The 18,945-nt window shown below is 43.0% G+C and carries 17 protein-coding genes; 3 read left to right on the top strand and 14 right to left on the bottom strand.

What is annotated here, in order from left to right:
- Positions 1 to 12: 12 nt before the first annotated feature.
- The 11 genes from FLL45_RS12125 to rppH form a co-directional block, all read right to left on the bottom strand.
- Entirely contained in the window at positions 13 to 540 is a 528-nt protein-coding gene (locus FLL45_RS12125) for a SixA phosphatase family protein (RefSeq protein ID WP_142942322.1), read from the bottom strand.
- Between the two features lie 169 nt (positions 541 to 709).
- On the bottom strand, positions 710 to 976 hold the full coding sequence (locus tag FLL45_RS12120; protein ID WP_142942321.1) for a hypothetical protein: 267 nt from the start codon (positions 974 to 976) through the stop codon (positions 710 to 712).
- A gap of 149 nt (positions 977 to 1,125) precedes the next feature.
- Positions 1,126 to 1,476, bottom strand: a complete 351-nt coding sequence (locus FLL45_RS12115; RefSeq protein WP_142942320.1) for a hypothetical protein — start codon at positions 1,474 to 1,476, stop codon at positions 1,126 to 1,128.
- A gap of 47 nt (positions 1,477 to 1,523) precedes the next feature.
- A complete protein-coding gene (locus tag FLL45_RS12110; protein ID WP_142942319.1) occupies positions 1,524 to 2,009 on the bottom strand; it encodes a DUF6942 family protein in 486 nt (161 codons plus the stop codon).
- 22 nt (positions 2,010 to 2,031) lie between these two features.
- A complete protein-coding gene (locus FLL45_RS12105; protein WP_142942318.1) occupies positions 2,032 to 2,238 on the bottom strand; it encodes a hypothetical protein in 207 nt (68 codons plus the stop codon).
- A 49-nt stretch (positions 2,239 to 2,287) separates the two neighbouring features.
- Positions 2,288 to 2,785 carry a type 3 dihydrofolate reductase gene (gene folA, locus FLL45_RS12100; protein WP_142942317.1) on the bottom strand — a complete coding sequence of 166 codons (498 nt, stop codon included), beginning with the start codon at positions 2,783 to 2,785 and terminating at the stop codon, positions 2,288 to 2,290.
- A 69-nt stretch (positions 2,786 to 2,854) separates the two neighbouring features.
- Positions 2,855 to 3,706: a thymidylate synthase gene (locus FLL45_RS12095; RefSeq protein WP_142942316.1), complete on the bottom strand. Its 852-nt coding sequence runs from the start codon at positions 3,704 to 3,706 to the stop codon at positions 2,855 to 2,857.
- 51 nt (positions 3,707 to 3,757) lie between these two features.
- Positions 3,758 to 4,564 (bottom strand): prolipoprotein diacylglyceryl transferase, encoded by an 807-nt coding sequence (lgt, locus tag FLL45_RS12090; protein WP_142942315.1) that lies wholly within the window; start codon positions 4,562 to 4,564, stop codon positions 3,758 to 3,760.
- A 76-nt stretch (positions 4,565 to 4,640) separates the two neighbouring features.
- Complete coding sequence (locus tag FLL45_RS12085) at positions 4,641 to 5,435, bottom strand: sulfite exporter TauE/SafE family protein (RefSeq protein ID WP_142942314.1); 795 nt, start codon at positions 5,433 to 5,435, stop codon at positions 4,641 to 4,643.
- Positions 5,436 to 5,588: 153 nt separating this feature from the next.
- A complete protein-coding gene (gene ptsP / locus FLL45_RS12080) occupies positions 5,589 to 7,859 on the bottom strand; it encodes a phosphoenolpyruvate--protein phosphotransferase (RefSeq protein WP_142942313.1) in 2,271 nt (756 codons plus the stop codon).
- A 32-nt stretch (positions 7,860 to 7,891) separates the two neighbouring features.
- Positions 7,892 to 8,434 carry an RNA pyrophosphohydrolase gene (gene rppH / locus FLL45_RS12075; protein ID WP_142942312.1) on the bottom strand — a complete coding sequence of 181 codons (543 nt, stop codon included), beginning with the start codon at positions 8,432 to 8,434 and terminating at the stop codon, positions 7,892 to 7,894.
- Positions 8,435 to 8,555: 121 nt separating this feature from the next.
- Here rppH and mutH point away from each other — a divergent pair, with 121 nt between their 5' ends.
- Both mutH and FLL45_RS12065 read left to right on the top strand, forming a co-directional pair.
- Positions 8,556 to 9,242 carry a DNA mismatch repair endonuclease MutH gene (gene mutH, locus FLL45_RS12070; protein WP_142942311.1) on the top strand — a complete coding sequence of 229 codons (687 nt, stop codon included), beginning with the start codon at positions 8,556 to 8,558 and terminating at the stop codon, positions 9,240 to 9,242.
- Between the two features lie 345 nt (positions 9,243 to 9,587).
- Positions 9,588 to 11,522: a vanadium-dependent haloperoxidase gene (locus tag FLL45_RS12065; RefSeq protein ID WP_142942310.1), complete on the top strand. Its 1,935-nt coding sequence runs from the start codon at positions 9,588 to 9,590 to the stop codon at positions 11,520 to 11,522.
- Between the two features lie 169 nt (positions 11,523 to 11,691).
- Here the strand turns inward: FLL45_RS12065 and FLL45_RS12060 are convergent, their stop codons facing one another.
- A complete protein-coding gene (locus FLL45_RS12060) occupies positions 11,692 to 12,978 on the bottom strand; it encodes a threonine/serine exporter family protein (protein WP_142942309.1) in 1,287 nt (428 codons plus the stop codon).
- Between the two features lie 170 nt (positions 12,979 to 13,148).
- On the opposite strand from FLL45_RS12060, the gene FLL45_RS12055 reads away from it, so the two are divergent.
- Entirely contained in the window at positions 13,149 to 17,609 is a 4,461-nt protein-coding gene (locus FLL45_RS12055; RefSeq protein ID WP_142942308.1) for a two-component regulator propeller domain-containing protein, read from the top strand.
- On the opposite strand, the gene FLL45_RS12050 is transcribed toward FLL45_RS12055, so the two are convergent.
- Positions 17,606 to 17,926 (bottom strand): hypothetical protein, encoded by a 321-nt coding sequence (locus FLL45_RS12050; protein WP_142942307.1) that lies wholly within the window; start codon positions 17,924 to 17,926, stop codon positions 17,606 to 17,608. The two genes, FLL45_RS12055 and FLL45_RS12050, sit on opposite strands and share 4 nt — an antisense overlap.
- A gap of 132 nt (positions 17,927 to 18,058) precedes the next feature.
- Positions 18,059 to 18,916, bottom strand: a complete 858-nt coding sequence (locus FLL45_RS12045; RefSeq protein ID WP_142942306.1) for a hypothetical protein — start codon at positions 18,914 to 18,916, stop codon at positions 18,059 to 18,061.
- Positions 18,917 to 18,945 lie beyond the last annotated feature (29 nt).

Here is an 18,945-nt window from a genome sequence, read left to right as displayed (position 1 = left end):
AAAAGTGCCAGGCTACTTAAAGTCTGCTACTTCAATGGTCATCAGCTGGGTATCAACATTTTCGTGACTATAGGTTAATTGATACAACCGATTGTAATCTGACTCATCGATCTCACCATAAGGATTTCCACCCAACAAACTAACGAGTTGTGGTGTTGTATTACTATGACCCACAACCAATACATTGTTTTTCTGCTGAAGCAATTCTTTTGCGAACGCTTCTAGTCTTCTTGGATTATAACTGAGTATTTTAACGCCTAATTTATCCGCTAAAGGCTTTGCCGTTTCTTGCGTTCGATGATAATCGGTTGAATATATGTGGGTAATGTTATTTTCTGCGAGCAATAACGCGAAATGCTGTGCTCGCTTTTGCCCCAGTTGCGTTAAATGAGGATTTTTGGTTCCGTCGGCTTCTTTTTCTGCATGACGAACTAAATAAATCGTTTTAGTCTCTGCTGCGTTTGCTCGGTTAGATAAAAGCGCAGTCATCGACAAAGACAGCGTCAAAATGAAATATAAAATAAAACGAAGTCGAGTCATGTTGTTGTTAACTCATCATATCTACCAAACGTAGCTTTGAGTCTAAACAGTCGATATTAGAAAGTCGACTAAATATTTCAGTTACAGAATAATGTGTGGGCTAAAAACAAAAAAGCCTTTCTGTTAGAAAGGCTTCTTCGTTTTAATCGACTAATCTTAGGCGATAAAACTACTTACTATCACCTTTTGCTTTTTTTACTTTCTCTTTCGCGTCAGCTTTTGCTTCTAAAACTTTAGCTTTTGCCGCTTTCTTTTTAGCTTCCGCTTTTTCTTTAGCTGCCGCAGCTTTTGGCGAAGCTTTATCAAGCTCTTTCGCTTTTGCTGCAACCGCTTCTTTAGCTTCTGCCTTGTCTTTGTCTCCAGCTACTGCAGTATTTAAATTGAACGCACCAGCTACCAATAATGCTAAACCTAATGATTTGATCGTGTTTTTCATGACTTAACCCTCTATATTTATTTTGTTGTAGTCGACACGCATACTAGCCAAGTTAACGCTTTAAATACCGGAACTAGTTCAAATTAATTTAGATTGTCGGGCACTAATAATCATATGGTCTTACATATCTCAAAAAGAGTTATTTGAGACTAAAGCCCGTAAGCATAGACGAGAAATAAGATTTGAAAGAACATCACGATAAAGGACGCTATAAGGAAGACTTGCAATTTTTGCACTTTACTGACGAAGGCATTATTTCGAATAAACAACCAAGAGAAACCCGCGGGAACGAGGAAAACGATGAAAAGCATATAAATAACCACCGGTAGTTGTTCTGCAAAATCTTCGAACAGAACAAAACTAACACCAATGGCAATGACGATTTGTGCAATAATGGTTAACAGGTTGAACAAGCTCCATGAGAGCGTTACCCAAAAGTCGCCCGAGTCTTTCAACCTTATTCGGCTTTTTGGTGCTTTGTAAATATCATCATCGCTCATTAATCTTATCTGTGGTTTGGTTGTACTCGTCGGAAATCAGTGTGCAGTCACTCAAGCTCTTTAACTAAACTCACCAATTGTAAGATACGGCTATTTGAAAGCTGTCGATAATCAAAATAAGGGCTAACAATTAATCGCCTATTCACATCTATCGCAAAATGCTCATCGAGCCATTGGCAGCTTGAGTCGAGTTTAAGCGAGCGAAAGTAAGTTCGTCCAGCAACAATATGTAATGAATTTTGAATGGTTAGATCACGTGAGGAGAACAGCAACTGTTCATTAGATTGCTTTTGGAGAAGCGTTTGATCGCGATAGTCTTGCCAAGATTTAGCGATACTTGGATCAAGAGCGAAGAGGAATTTCGCATAACAATTAAAAATTTTTCGCCAATGATTGCCTGTTTGTTCAGTGATAAATTTAATTTCACCGAACCCTAGCGGCTTGACTATTTCTAGTTGCTGATACGCTTCTAGAGGAGGCCGGTTTTGAAAATAGACTTTTAACTTCGCCGACGGACTTCCAAAACCAACCATACTAATCTAAAAACATTAGACTCTAATGATTCTTAGGTTTAAACATCGCCGCATCAATAATTGACCAAAGGTGGATAATCCAACCAAGTAAGAACCACCACAAAATTCCGGCCATTAAAAACTGAAAAATAGCCATTAAAAGTCGGCCTTGAATAAGCTGTCCCAATCCAGGAATAAAAAAACTGCATAATGCCGCAATTACATTACCCGCTGATCCTTGTCCCGCCATTTTTGTCTCCTGTTTTTTACTTGAAATTTTTATAATGTTAAAGAAACTTTTACTTATCTACCAGAAAATCAACAAACTCATAGTTATACGGATTTTTTTCATCTGCTTGATAAGATTCCCGTTTAACCTCTCTTAAATTTAGCTGTTCAAATTGGGGAAATTGAGTATCCCCGGCAACTTCAAGATCAATAAAAGTCAAATAAAGTCTATCGGCTTGAGGGAGTACTTGCTCGTACAAAAAGCCGCCGCCGACAACCATCACTTCCGCTACATGACCAACCGCCGCTAGTGCTGACTCAAATGAGGTGACGGTGTCACAACCTTGCAACTGATAATCTGGATTTCGACTTATCACGACATTTTGTCTTCCCGGCAAAGGACGACCGATTGACTCATAAGTCTTGCGTCCCATAATAATCGGTTTACCCATGGTTACCGCTTTGAAATGCTTTAAATCAGCCGGCATATGCCATGGCATTTTATTGTCTTTGCCAATCACGCGATCTTTCGCCATTGCAGCTACTAATGAAATAATCGGCTCAGCCATTTATTTATTCCCACCAAATATTCAGTTTAAATTTTTACTGGTTAATTTGTACTATGCGTCACTCATCAACTACACCGAAAAAGGATATTGAATGGGATCATGATATCGATATCCAACGACCTCAAAATCATCCATTGTCACCCAGGTCTCAATATCCTTTAATGATCGAATTTCCGGATTAATCTTAAGCTGCGGTGAAGGAAAAGGCTCACGCTTGAGTTGGACGTCTCGCATTAGCGCTAGTTGATCTTCATAAATATGAGCATTAACAATTTTATGATAAGCCTTACCGGGTTTATGACCAGTAATTTGGGCCATCAATGCAAGCAGCACATACACTTGCAACTGATTAAAATTAAGGCCTAATGGCACATCACAAGAACGCTGATAACTCGTTAAATATAATGTGTCGCCCAACAAAGAAAAATTATGGGTATGCATACACGGTCGTAGACATCCCATTTCAAATTCACCAGGATTATAAAAAGTTAAAATTTCTCCGCGATCATCGATACCTTTAGCGAGGTTATCAACTATTTTTTGTAGTTGATCGAGCGTTGTGCCATCTGGACGCATCCAACTACGTCCTTGTACACCATAAACACGGCCCATGTCATCTTCACCTTTACGGTGCGGATTGTTCAACCAAGCGTCGTTCAAGTTCGCATTTGCATCCCAAGTCTTGGTTCCGAGTTGCCTGAAATCAGCAGCATTGTCATAACCACGCAAATAACCAATAATTTCCGCAATTGCCGCTTTCCAAAAGCTTTTACGGGTCGTCACCAATGGAAACTTATTTTCATCAACATGATAGGTTAAATCGGCATTAATGAGCGTTAAACACCGTTTTCCGGTCCGCTTATTCTCAACCCAGGTTCCTTCATCAATAATTCTTTGGCAAAGATCTAAATACTGCTTCATTCAATATCTCTATTCGTATCTATTCAATAAATCTCAATCGAGTTAGCTTGGTTAAACAGCATTCGCTGTTTTGTGTTGGTTCCTATAAGCTAAGATCATCAAAACTGCACCACCGATAATCATTGGTAGCGATAAGATTTGCCCCATCGATAAAAACTCAGCGAGCTCTTTTAAATGACTATCCGGTTCTCGATAATATTCAACAATAAATCTAAAAGTGCCGTAACCCAGTAAAAACAATCCGCTGACTGCCATTTTAGGTTTTGGTGAGCGACTGTAAAAATACAGGATAAAGAACAATACGATACCTTCGAGAATGCATTCATATAACATGGATGGGTGGCGATAATTACCATCAGCTTTCGGGAAAATCATCGCCCAAGGAGTGGACTGTAAATCAGTCACCCTTCCCCAAAGCTCACCATTGACGAAGTTGCCAAAGCGCCCCGTTGCCAACCCGATCGGCACCATGGGTGCAAAGAAGTCAGCAATAGTAAAAAACGTGGTGTTCGATTTTTTCGCAAAGTACCAAAAGGCGACCAAAACGCCCAGTAACCCACCATGAAATGACATTCCGCCATCCCAAATTCGGATCGGATAGAGCGGATCCTCGAGCACTTGCATTGGCATATAAAAAATCACATAACCGAGCCGACCACCGATAACGACGCCTAAAAAGCCATAAAACAGGAAGTCACTCACTTGCTCAGCGTTATAAGGACTACCAGGAGCCTTACTGCGTATCGTCCCCATCAACCAAGCCCCAGCAAAGCCCAATAAATACATCAAGCCGTACCAATTGAGTCCCACCGGACCATATATTTCGAAGATTACTGGGTTAATATTTGGAAATTCCATAAAAGCTGTTTAACCGCCTGGTTGTTATTATGTGTCCGAAATTTCAGTGACTAAAACTGGCAAGAAATTGGGAGTCTTAAAACCACTGACTATAAAGGATTTGCCCGCTGGTGAGAAACAAAAAAACAGCGAAAACCTGTTTTAACCGTCTCTCTGAAATAAAATGAGCAACTCTCGCCCCTAGCGGTGCACTGAATGATGAAAAAACAACGATCCCAATAAATGCAGGTAAATATAAATACCCCATAGTCCAGGGAATTGATTGGGTTTCTTGCCAACCGGAGATTGCGTAACCGATCGCGCCAAACAATGCAATCGGAAACCCACACGCAGCAGCCGTTCCCACAGCCTCAACCATCGCTTTTCCACGATAGACTAGATAAGGTACTAGCAATGAACCACCGCCAATCCCGATTAATGCCGAAACAACTCCAGTGAATCCCCCATAACCGAACAAAGGCCAATGAGCGGAGTTGGGGCGCGGTTCTGGCTTGTGACCCGATAAAAGATATATCGCCGTTGATATTGCACCGAAAACGAAAACCACAACCAATAGTTTCCCGGATACGAGCGAAGCAAGCCCTGCCCCCGACAGGGCTCCAATGATCAACCCAGGGGCAATAAACTTAAAACTATTCCAATCAACTCCATTTTTGCTGTGGTGGGCTCGGGCTGAGAAAACCGCTGTCACACAGATACATAGCAAGGATGTACCGATGGCAATATGAGGTACCAATTCGAACGGAACGCCAACTCTCGGTAACACCAAAACTAACACCGGTACCACCACAAAACCGCCACCGATGCCCAACAAACCCGCCATAAACCCCGCCAGCAGACCTGCAGCAATAAAGATTGCCCAAATTTCCAATGAATGAACCAAAATCTTATTAATTCTTGCGAGAGATTGTAACGGAAAGCTTGGCTAAGTTCTAAGTTCCAAGTTCTTAGTGCTGAAAACAAAATGCTCAATCGAGAGTCTCGAATTATAATCTCTGGAAATGAAACTTTTGATCGTCGACTATTAAATACCCGCTCGAACTAAGCCACCCAAGCCTCTTTTTTCCATAATCTTGAGCATATGATCTTTCACTTTTGCCTCAGTTTCATAGGTTAATAGGGTATCGACAATTTGTTGCATCTCCACGAGATCAAAACGGGATATCGCTCGCTTAACTCTTGCCAAACAACTCATATTGATACTCAGCTCATCGTATCCCATGCCGACTAAAATCAAAGCCGCCAGCGGATCCGCTGCCATTTCACCGCAGATCTGCAGCGGAATATTAGCTCTTTTGCACTCACTCGCGATCTGTTTTAAAACGCTTAAAACCGCGGGTTGAAAGTGACTATAGAGGTTTTTAACGCGCATATTGTTGCGATCGACCGCCATCATATATTGAATGAGATCATTGGTTCCAACCGAGACAAAGTCGACTCGTTGAGCAAACACGCTTAACTGAAATAAGGTTGCAGGGACTTCTAATATCAATCCGACTTTAGGCCGGTAAAGTTTAGTGTCTTCATCTTTTAACTCTTCTTCTACTTCCGCAAACGCTTGATTAATCAGACGAAAACTCTCATCCAACTCTTCTAGGGTCGTTACCATAGGCAGCGCTAGTTTGACTTCCCCGAGACCCGCAGACGCCTTAAAAATCGCTCTGAGTTGTACTAAAAAGATCTCTGGATGGTCGAGGGTCACCCTCACCCCACGCCACCCTAAAAAGGGATTTTCTTCTTCAATGGGGAAATAACTTAGCTGTTTATCTCCACCAATATCGAGCGTCCGGATAACGACAGGTTTATTTTTGAAGCTTTCTAACAATTCTCTATAAATAGCGACCTGGCGTTTTTCCGAGGGAAATTGTTCCAATTGCATAAAGGGAATTTCCGTACGATAGAGACCAACCCCATCAGCCCCAAACTTTTTTGCCTGAGAAAAATCCGCACCCTGACTACTGTTGACCATTAAACGAACTCTTTGACCGTCTCGAGTCGCGTTGGGTAATCCATGATCGTGACTCAAATCGGACTGAAGTTGTTCTTCTTCGGCGATTAAACTCTGGTATTGCTTCAGTAAAGACTGATTCGGGTTGATATACAACTGCCCGTTATAACCATCAACAATCAGTGTTTTATTTTCCATACGATGGACGGGGCAAGCCTCCATCCCCATTATGGCAGGTATGCCAAGCGCTTTCGCGAGAATTGCAGCGTGGGAAGTCGATGAGCCACGCAAAGAGACAATCCCAACCACATGTTGAACCGGGAGTTCTGCGAGCATGGATGCGGTAATGGTCTCTGCAACGATGACAGTACCCGGCTGAATTGATTGCACGGCCTGGTTACCCTTGAGTAAATGACTCAACACTCGGTTTGCCAGATCTTCAATATCATTGGCTCTCTCTCGCAAATATGGATCTTGCATTGATCGGAAAGCATTGAGATGTCGTTGAACAACGACTCTCAAGGCTGAACCAGCCCAAATCCCCTTGCGCACTTCGGCTTCAACTTCCTTACTCAACCCCCTCGAGCCCAAAATCTGCTGATAGACATCAAACAAAGAAAGCTCTTGCTCGGATACCAAGCCTTGCATTCGTCGTGACATTTGCTTGAGTTGACGCAAAGTTTCCTTTACCGCGAGGTTAAGGTTGGTTAGTTCTGCTTTGATATCATCAGTCTTTCTATCGGGAACACTGTGGATGTCTTCACTCGGAAAAAGTACTTTCGCTGCACCAGTCGCAAGTCCAGAGGAGGCTGGCACACCACGGATCATTCTCACAAATAGCTCATCGTCTTCCGCTTCAAACATTTCATCGACTTGACTATTTGAGAGTATTACTGAAAGTTGAGCGGCTAACGTTATTAAAAACGTTTCTTCATCGAGTTCGAATTGCCGAGGGTCTCTCTGCTGTATCACTAATACACCGAGCACTTTACGCTGGTGAATAATAGGCACCCCCAAAAACGCGTTATACTCGTCTTCATGAACATCAGGAATATAAGCGAAAGCGGGATGATCTTTCGCTTGCTGCAAATGGATGGGTTCTTCGCGTTGCCCGATTAGGCCGACCAAACCTTGATTAAAGTCTAATTTGATTTGACCAATCGATTGAGCATTGAGCCCACGATTGGCCATTAATACAAATTGATTGGCTTGATAATCCGCAAGATAAACTGAACAAACTTCCACTTCGAGCACATCGCAAATTTCGGTGACTATCACATCGAGCGTATTTTGCTTCCCCTGTGCCAAACTAACCGCTTGAGTAACGCGCCGAAGTTGCTCGAGCAATTTAAAGTCTCCTCAGTAGATCAAGTTATTTTTTATTCTTTGTCTTGCGATTTACCTTTCCGATTATTACGCCGTCCACGACCTTTGCGCTGACGTAATTGCTGTTCCATTACAAAAGGCATCAGCTCACTAAGTGCTTGCCGGTAAACTTCTTGTTTAAATGAAATAACTTGTCGCAATGGATACCAGTAATTCACCCACATAAAATGGTCGAACTCTGGGTGTCCTGTTGCATCAAAATGAATTCGCGACTCATGACTAGTCAGTCGCAACATATACCACTTCTGCTTTTGGCCCACGCACAGGGGAAAGCTATCCTGACGGATATAGCGATTAGGCAAACGGTATTTCAACCAATTTTTGGTTGAGCCAAGGATTTTTACGTCTTGTCTTTCTAACCCAATCTCTTCTTTCAACTCTCTGAACAATGCATGTTCAGCGGATTCACCCGCGTCCACCCCCCCTTGGGGGAACTGCCAGGAGTTTTGTCCTATGCGTCTGGTCCAGAGCAGATTGCCAAAATCGTTACATACTATCATGCCGATATTGGCTCGAAATCCCTCTGAATCAATCACTTATCGATACCAATTAAAACTTTTTATGAACTAATTCAATCACACATTTGACCATTCAGCAAATTTCTTTGAAGATAGCGAGGCTTTATCTCAAAACCGTCTCAAATTAAGCGGGTAATCAATGTCCCAGTTTTCAACCAAAATATCGCCTCCCAAAACCAACGACGAGTTGTCTCGGCGTGCTGAACGCATGGCAGGAAAAACCATCGGCCAAGTTGCCGAAGAGTTGGCGATTGAAGTTCCCGAGAATTTACGCCGTAAAAAAGGTTGGCAAGGACAGTTTATCGAGCTGGCACTGGGGGCCAATGCCGGCAACTTATCACAACCCGACTTTATCGATCTTAACATCGAACTAAAAACGCTACCGATTGATTACGCAGGTAAAGTCCTAGAGTCGACTTATGTTTGCGTTCTCAATCTTGCCGACACGACAATTCAAACTTGGCCAGACAGCCCTGTGTTTCGCAAACTTCAACATGTGCTTTGGGTGCCAATTGCTCGCGATAAAAATCAGAGTGTTGTCGAGTCAAAAATCGCAACACCATTTCTCTGGCGCCCATCGCGAACCGACTTTGATATTATCCGCCAAGACTGGGAGAATGCCATGGAAATGGTATCCCTAGGTCGGGTCGATCAACTCAATGCTCGTCAAGGTGAATACCTCCAAGTTCGCCCAAAAGCAGCCAACTCTAGAGCCTTAACTCGTACCTATAACAGCGAAGGAAAGCAAATCGAAACACTTCCTCGGGGGTTTTATTTGCGCCCATCATTTACTCAAAAAGTACTATTAGAGAACTTACAGGTGTAAATTCTTAAGTTTAAACACTGTCCGTTGGGCTTGAGTTAAATCAAAGAAGTTAAATTATTCTCTGAAAATGCCGCCAGTAAACCATTATTAATCTTGAACCAAGAATCACCAGCCCTTTATAATCGACTACGCACCCAGCTAATTTGACTGGTTATATTCATCACTCTAACAACTTAATTATTCGACCGATATCGGTGGAAAGACTTGAGAGACTGAATAACCGACAAGCCAAAATGAACTGACAACAATAAAACCAATGGGCAAAAACCGACAATAATTACAACTTATAACTATCACTCGAAATGAGCCTTCACGCATTGATAAGAAACTCTGAGTATTAAATCCATGAAAACAACACTAAACACCTCACTCGCCACAGTTGTTCTAGCGACTACCATGATTAGCTGCGGTGGAAGCGACTTCCAACAACCTGAAACCACGATTGCCAAAAAATGGAATAAAGTGGTACTAGAAGGGATCAGAAACGACTTTGCCCGACCGACGGTCCACGCGCGCAACCTGTTTCACACTTCCGCCGCTATGTACGATATTTGGGCGGCTTTCTCTAATGACGCTTCGCCCTACCTACTCGGCAAAACAATCGGTGGATTCAACTGCGATTTTAATCGTCAATTTAGTCTTGATGATGCGTTTTGGAAGCGACAAGAAGCAATTAGCTTTGCCATGTACCGCTTGATTCGCCATCGTTTCGTTCGTTCACCCGATGTAGAAGACACATTCAGACTCGCCGACGAACTAATGGCCGAATATAACTATGACACATCAAACGAGAGTGTCGATTATAACAGCGGCGATCCTGCGGCTTTGGGGAATTATGTTGCCCAGTGTTACATCGATTATGGCTTTCAAGATGGCTCCAACGAAAACTTGCTTCATGGCAATGTGAGCTACACGCCGGTTAATCCGCCACTGGCGCCAGACCAACCAGGCAACCCAAACATTTGGGACATGAATCGCTGGCAGTCTCTGAATTTAGGGACCTACATTGATCAGTCAGGTAATGTCGTCGAGGGTGCTATCGAGTTTTTAAGTCCAGAATGGGGACGAGTCGACCCATTTGCGCTTACCAGCGATAACTTAACGGTCTACAACCGTGATAACTATGACTATTTGGTCTATCACGACCCAGGAATGCCTCCGACGTTTGATGGACCTTTAGGCGACGAATACCGTTGGTCATTTGCACTGGTAAGTAAATGGTCAGCGCAGCTCGATCCCGCCGACGGCGTCATGATTGACATCTCACCCGCAAGTCAAGGCAATATCCCCTCTTCAAATTTCCCAACGACTTTTGAAGGCCACCGTCAGTTTTATCAAGCAGAGGGTGGCGATATTGGTAACGGCTACGATGTCAATCCAATTACCGGCGAAGCCTATGCGGCTCAAATCGTACCGCGCGGCGATTACGCAAGAGTTCTTGCTGAGTTTTGGGCAGATGGGCCGGACTCGGAAACACCGCCTGGTCACTGGTTCGTTATCATGAACGAAGTGATGGAACACCCTTTATTTGAGCGCCGATTCGAAGGACAAGGCGAAGAACTACAACCTTTAGAGTGGGATGTGAAAGCCTATTTTGCACTGGGTGGTGCCATGCACGATTCGGCAATTTCCGCATGGGGAGTAAAAGGATGGTATGACTACATTAGACCAATCTCGGCGATTCGTGCAATGGCGGACCTTGGACAAAGTAGCAACCCTGACCTTGCAAACTATAACCAAAATGGTATTCCGCTAGAAACAGGCCTGATCGAACTGGTTGAAGCCGGGGACGCTCTCGCGGGCGCTAATAATGAAAATGTTGGTAAAATCAAATTGTATGCATGGCGCGGCCCCGATTTTATTGACGACCCGGCAGTTGATGTCGCAGGTGTGGGCTGGATATTAGCTGAAAATTGGTGGCCTTACCAAAGACCTTCCTTTGTTACACCACCTTTTGCGGGCTATGTCTCAGGCCACTCGACTTATTCAAGAGCCGCGGCAGAACTACTCACTTTACTCACAGGCAGTGAATACTTTCCTGGCGGCATGAGTGGCTTTGAAATCACTGCTAACGAGTTTTTGGTGTTTGAAGAGGGTCCAAGTGTCAATATGACCCTACAATGGGCAACCTATCGTGATGCATCGGACCAGAGCAGCCTGTCAAGAATCTGGGGCGGCATCCATCCTCCAGCAGATGATATTCCTGGCAGACTGATTGGAGAAAAAGTGGGTATCGATGCCTTTAATCACGCTAAAGGCTACTTTGAAGGCAACAATTAAAGTTTGCCAAGTCGTTTAGTCGGTATGCTTTGGTGATTTAATTCTTACTTGTTGTCTTAATCCTACTGAACTAATTTAACGGGGTGCGGTTACCGCACCCTTAAGCATTTTTCATCGTAATAATCGCTTCAGCGTAAAAATGGTTTCACCGCAAACCGCGATTCACTATCTAGTATTCATCTCTCGCTTTATCTTGCGGCAGCGGCACCATCGAAGAAATCAAGAACCCTGCCACTAACGCGATACCAATCACTGCAACATCAAATGCCGTTTGCAAACCGCCGACGATATCCTTATCAACTAGCGCGAGAATACTGCGATAGCCGACCGAACCGGGCACCAAGATAATAAATCCTGGCATCATAATCATAGCGCCTGGAATGGAGAACAACTTCGAGGCAATTTTCGCCAAAAGGCCAATCACAATTGCACCACAAAACGCCCCAAGTGATGAACCCAAAACCTTAGATGCAAAAAATACCGTCGTAAATGCGAGCATTGCGGACGCTAAAAACCAAAAGGTGTCTCGCTTCCTTGCTTCAAATAGGGGAACTAACGCTATCGCAGCCACAGCGACGGCGATCCATACGCTCCAGAGCGGCACGGGTGAAACGGCGATACCTTGAACATCATTAATAAATAACTTGGCAAGTTCTACCGCTAGCGCACTACCAAATGCTAACTGGATAAAAACCGTCGCCGCACCGGTCAACCGTGCAGTTCCTGAGACCATATTTTGTGTTGCCAATTCGGCCATCGCGATGGTTAAAGATAATCCCGGTAAGAGTATTATCAGTCCACTTATCACGACCACCGAGACAGACATTTGGTCATTGAGGTAATGCCCTATAGCTATAGCAATCGCGGTTGCTAAAAAGGCACAACTCGATGGCAGCAAGTGATCCAGCAGCGGCCGAGTTCTCGACGCCAAGGCAACAAATCCGACAACAAAACCGACCAGGCTCGCCGCACCAATTTCGAGAATTCCGCCAGAGAATATTCTCGCAATACTCGCGGAAACCAATGCGAAAGCCAAGACAATTACCCATCCCGGATAAATCGGTTTTGAGTCGGAAATTTGTTTTAATTGCGCTGCGCCTTCAACATTTGATAATTGGCCGTCGATAACTTTTTGAGCAATTTCCGTTGTTCGGCGTAATTTCTCCAAATTAACTTCGCCGGGAGCAACTCTAATCAGAAAAGTTTGTGGCTCCTGACCGGGTGGCAATAACGTCATGCTTATCGAGGTGGGTAGTGACATACACTGAATCCCGTATCCGAGGGCTTCCGCACACCCATTCATGGTTTGTTCTAGTTCGTATGCGGGTAATCCATAGGTATGCAATGCTTTTGAAAGCCTCAATAAAAAACCAATGGGTTCGCTGCGCGCTGGCGCATGAGGCACCTGGTCTAGCGAACGGCTTTCAGTTGTTAGAGTATCGGAAAACTGTGACATAAAATTTTGATTCTAATTGTTGTTAATCGACGAAAAAGCCGAGGCTTGACCGAGCAATCGATAAATCGAGTAAATTTGTCGTTTTTAACACAAGGATTCAGGTACAAAACACCTTGATTAACAATGACTTTTCATTAAATTTAGGTTACTTTTCAGTGTAATGGAATTTTTTGGCTGTCGCTAATAATCTTGTGTCGTTGCTTGGTATTAAAAATAACACCGATCTAATAAAAACTATCCTTTTAAAATCGGCTTTTCTCAATGGCTGGCTGTTGCTTGCTAGCACGTTGTTTTTTTATGCAACCTTGGCAAGTGCAAGTCGTAGTTCTATTAGTTTTCTGCAGATAGGAACCGAGCAAGGTTTACCGCAAAGCACCGTCAATACCATTTATCAAGATAGCCAAGGGTTTATTTGGATTGGTACTTACGACGGTGTAACCCGCTTCGATGGGTACCAGTTCGTCAACTTCAAAAACAACCCGCAAGATCCATCCTCAATATCTAACAATGTTATCGTCTCAATCATCGAAGATGACGACGGATTCTTGTGGATAGCAACAGCACAAAATGGCGTTAACCGGTTTAACCCACAAACTGGCGAATTTAAACGTTTTCTATCCAACCAGGATGATTTTGATAGCCTTAGCCACCCCCAAGTGACGGTTATTCATCAAGATACTAAAGGCAGAATCTGGGTGGGGACAAACCATGGATTAAATCTGTACTTGCCCGAAAAGCAGGCTTTTGCTCACTTTTATCACAATCCGCTCGATAACCAATCTTTACCCGAAGGACCGATTGCCGACATCGTCGATGATGGTAATGGCAATTTATGGATAGCGAGCAGCGAGTACTTAGCTCACTTTAATATCGAGCAGCAGGTCTTTACCACTTACAATCAACCGGGCACGCCGAAACAAATTAATGATTTGTATCTCGATACCGACAACAGTTTATGGATAGGCACACGTCTCGATGGTCTGTTCCATTATCGACCCGAGCCCAAAACCTTTGTTCAATTCCAAAATAATCCAAACGACCCTCAAAGTCTCAGTCAGAACGATGTGAGAGCGATATTACGGATGGAAAACGGCGATCTTTGGGTGGGAACTGATGAAGGGGGGGTTAACATTCGGCGTAAAGGCGCAAATGGCTTTTTGCATTTTGAACGAAACTCTTCAGACACTCACAGTCTAACAATTGACGGCATTTGGTCGTTATTTCAAGATTCTTCCGGCCTCATTTGGGTTGGTACCGCGGGTGGCGGCATCAACTTAACGATGTCCTTCGAGAATCGCTTATCGAGACTTAATCATAATCCTTTCAATAAAGACAGCTTATCTCATGAGTTTGTTTGGGACATAGAGATTGATAAACAAGGCTATGTATGGATAGCCACACGCTACGGCATCGACCAATACGATCCCAGTAAAAATACTTACAATCACTACAACGAATTTTTTGACGAAACCGGTAAGGAGTTTAACGCTCATATCTACAGCCTTGCCATCGACGAATCGGAAAATTTGTGGCTGGGAAATACGCAAGGACAGTTAGCGGTTCTAAACCCAGACTCCGGAAAAACTCAAATCATTAACCGACGAGACTTTCCTTCAGGGTACATCAGTTACAATCGCATCAGAATGATCGACACGGATCGCTTCGGTAATATTTGGGTCGGTACCGATGACGGCCTGATAAAAGTTGATCAGAATACTCGAGAAATTTTGCTTGATTATCGATTTAGTGACCAAGATGCGCTTGGCTCTGCATCGGTGAGGGTCATGCTTCAAGATGGAGATGGCACCATCTGGTTTGGCACTTGGGGACAAGGTTTATTGCGTTTCGATCCAGAGTTCAACTCGGTTGTTCGACTCGAAAACCAAACCGGTGTAGAAAATTCACTATCGAACAATAATGTACGAAGTCTCCACAAGGACCCAAATGGAAATCTTTGGGTTGGCACCTTTAATGGTCTCAACTTCCTGTCCGCCAATAGTATCAAAGATCAAACTTATGAGTTTAAAAGTTTTTTTGAAAAGGACGGTTTAGCAAATAGTTCAATTAATGGTATCTCGTCGGACATCAATGGGAATCTGTGGCTGAGTACCAACAAGGGACTTTCAGAGTATTCACCAAGCGACGGTATCTTTAAAAATTACACTATCAATGATGGCTTAACTGCCAACGAGTTTTCTGGGAACTCTGTTGCGCGCTCGGTAGATGGGAATATTTATTTCGGTAGTGTTAATGGGGTGACTATCGTCAATCCAGTTTCCGGAATCCCTACCCTCATTCAACCTCAGCTGAGAGTGACTGATATACAAGTGCAAGGGAATTCCTTATTCCCGAGAGGTGTCGCCTATGACTCACAAGTTATTGAATTAGAACACGATACCAATGACTTGGCTTTTGAGTTCGCAACCCTGGATTTCCGACACCCTGATCGCAATCAATTTCAATATCGGTTGGTTCCCTATAATCGCGAGTGGAGCGATCCGACCAACTTAAATCGGGCGGTGTTTACCAACCTAGATCCAAATAAATATACTTTCGAATTAAAAGCCCTCAACGGCGATGGTTTAGAAATTAGTGATAAGTTAACCGTGAGTTTTACCGTCAAGCCGCCGATGTGGCGAACATGGTATGCTTATTTGGTTTATTTTATTTTATTAATTTCATTACTAGCCTTTTACCTGAATAAACATGAGAAAAAGATTCAAGAGCAAAAAGCCATCAATGAGCATTTACGTCGAGTTGACCAATTAAAAGATGAATTTCTAGCAAATACTTCTCACGAGCTTCGAACGCCGCTCAATGGCATCATTGGAATTGCTGAATCCTTACGAGAAGGTGTCGCTGGGTTACAAAACCAAAATACTTTAAATCATCTGCAAATGATTATTGATGGCGGTAAACGATTAGCGCAACTTATCAATGATATCTTGGATTTTAAAAAGCTGTCGCATCATAATTTAATACTTCACCGTAATGCGGTTGATTTATACACTATCGCAAACGTGGTGGTAAGTTTGCTCAACCCACTAGCGGAAGAAAAAAACTTAAAACTCATTAATAATTTGCCTAAGTCTTTACCGCTCATTTATGCCGATGAAAATCGTATTCAGCAAATCTTGCATAACCTTCTGGGTAATGCCATTAAGTATACCTATGAAGGACGCGTTGAAATTAATGCAGTGACTCGAGGAAGTTTTGTTGAAATAAGCGTATCAGATACCGGCATTGGAATTGACGACTCACAAAAAGAAATAATTTTTCAGCCTTTTGAACAAGCAACCCTTCCGGACACAATTAGCAATCGCGGCACAGGTTTAGGACTATCGGTCAGCATGCAGTTGGTTGAAGAACATGGTGGCCAACTTTGGGTAGATTCGCAACTTAACAAAGGCTCAACTTTTTATTTTGATATTCCAATTTGGCTCGAGGATACTCATCAAGCAGAAAAACAAGCAGTATCCGCGATAAAACAAGAGAGGCATTTAGGTTTACCAAATAAGAAATTTATCGCTAAATCAAAAGATAAATCAAATAAAAAGAAAGGTCATGTATTAATTGCCGATGATGATCCGATCAACCTGCAAGTGTTATCCGATTTATTGTCAATGAATGGCTTTTCGGTTGAATCTGCTAATGATGGTTTGGAGGCTGTAAAACTCGCTGGTCAATCCCAATTCGATTTGGCTGTCATTGATATTATGATGCCGGGTCTTTCAGGCTATGAAGTTTGCGAACAATTGCGAAAAAGTTACTCGCCCATCGAACTTCCCATTCTTTTATTAAGCGCTCGAAATCAACCCGGTGATATAAGCGCAGGTTTTGCCGCGGGTGCCAACGATTATGTCGCTAAACCGATCGAACGCGAAGTTCTCTTAAGCCGAATTCATACCCTGAGGCAACTTGGTGGGCTCGTTGAAGCTAAAGAACAAAAAGCACATGCGGCTACTTTACAGCAAGCGTGTGAACGTCTCGGAAAATACTTCCCCAAACAAATGGTTAACCAAATTGTCACCAGCGATGTTCATAACCCATTAGTCGCCAAGCGAAAACAAATCACTGTTTTGTTTGCTGACTTGTCTGGATTCACATCAGTATCTGACCGTTTTGAGCCAGAAGCGATCACCGATATTTTAAATAGCTTTTTAGGTCGTATGGGTAGATTGATCGAAGAGAACGGTGGCATGCTCAATGAAATATTAGGGGATGGCTTGGTCGTTCTATTTGGTGCCCTAGAAAATATGGATAAAGTCACCCAGGCTAAATCTGCGGCAACACTCGCGCTTGAAATGCAAGCAGCAATGAGTGAACTAGCGGAGCAATGGTTAGAAGCAGGTTTTGATCATAACGTTAAACTGCGTATCGGTATCCATCAAGACTTCGCCACCGTTGGTAACTTTGGTTCACAAGATATTGTTGCTTTTAGGGCCGTGGGGAGCGGCATCAATTTAGCGGCAAGATTAGAAAATCACACTCAGGGTGGGCGAATTTTAGTAAGCTACCCAATCTTCGCCCACTGCCGAGACGACTTCGAATTTACTGAGTTGGAAGAAATTACCTTCAAGGGCTTTAACCATCCCCATCGAGTTTGTCATTTAGAGAAGAAGAAAGATTAACTTTCTCCTTCTTCAACTTTCCAAACGTACTCGACATTACCTTTCTTTTTACCCGACTGCGACTTAGCCGGCTTGCGAGTCACTTTTCGCTTGCTCGGTTTTATTGTGCTACTTCTGACTTTTTGTACGGCCGGCAACAACAATCCAGCAGCCTTTGGACTCGCTTTATCTAGCTGACGTACCTTGCTGGTTGGCTTGCTATCTTTTGACTCTCCATCAACACCGTCATATTTTACATAAGCCGCGGCAGAAGCTTGAGCCCCCATAAAAATAGTGACAAAAGCGAAAACACTCATTGTTAAGATATTGTTTTTCATGATTCATTCCTCGTTCGATTTCAGTTTGGTTACTGGTCAGTCGAGCGAGGATTGGCTTCGGTTCAAAATTTTATCGGATTTTTTACCGCCTTTATTTCTGCGAATTACTGATGAAACCAGAGTTAATCAAAGTTACGCAGAAAAATTATCAATGGCTTTGTTATAGCATTGAGAAAAGAAAGGGTAGAGTAGCCATTCAGGGACCTGAGTATCTCCATAAAACTCATAAGCGCGACTCACGCGATCGCTCAAGGCCTGCTCACTAAAGTCAAATTCACTCAATCGACTTACACTCGAATCTGAATTGCGAGCGTTTCGCTTGAGTTGTTTGTAGTGCGTAATGACTTGCTTGATGCGGGTATTCTTATCGATATTATTATTTCTCGCCTTAATATCATCGACTTGACCCTCAGCAATTACAATACACCGACCGACGAGTTCTCGATAGCGCTGTTTACCCTGATAGTCCAAAAAAGAAGGAACAATTTCGTACATCCTCTGAGTCGTGAAGCGATTAAATTGGCTGTAATATCCACTTAAATCGACAACAATTTGATAAGTCTTTCCCTGGCGCCCCTGATAGCGAAAAGCAAATTGCTTGCTGTGTTTAAGTTTTTCATAAACCTCGGCATCCAAAAAGTCTTCTCCAAATTGGTAGTCAGCACCTTTATATCGATTAACATTAACGGCATTCTTAAGTGTGTAAAGACCATGCTTTTGGTTATCAAAAAAAACTTCTCCTTTAACAATAAAAGGAAATTCATTCTGATTTTTATCAAGGGTTTTAGCGCTGAGCAGCAAATGGAACTGATAACTATCCATATTATTTGTGGTTAAAAACAACCCGGTATTATTCGCCTCACCTGCACGAAACAAAGTGAAATAATCATCGCTCAGCCAACTACTTGTTTCCAGACGCCACTCAGCTCGTACCGTTCCACTAAACACTAGCGGGTAGAGGATTAAAAGTGTCAATAAATATTTAGGCATTAAAACTTCCTTACTGCTAAAAATGCACA

Source organism: Aliikangiella marina (genome assembly GCF_007004765.1).
Taxonomy (GTDB): Bacteria; Pseudomonadota; Gammaproteobacteria; order Enterobacterales; family Kangiellaceae; genus Aliikangiella; species Aliikangiella marina.
The sequence above is the reverse complement of the archived record's forward strand: the minus strand, read 5'-3'. Positions and strand labels throughout refer to the sequence as shown.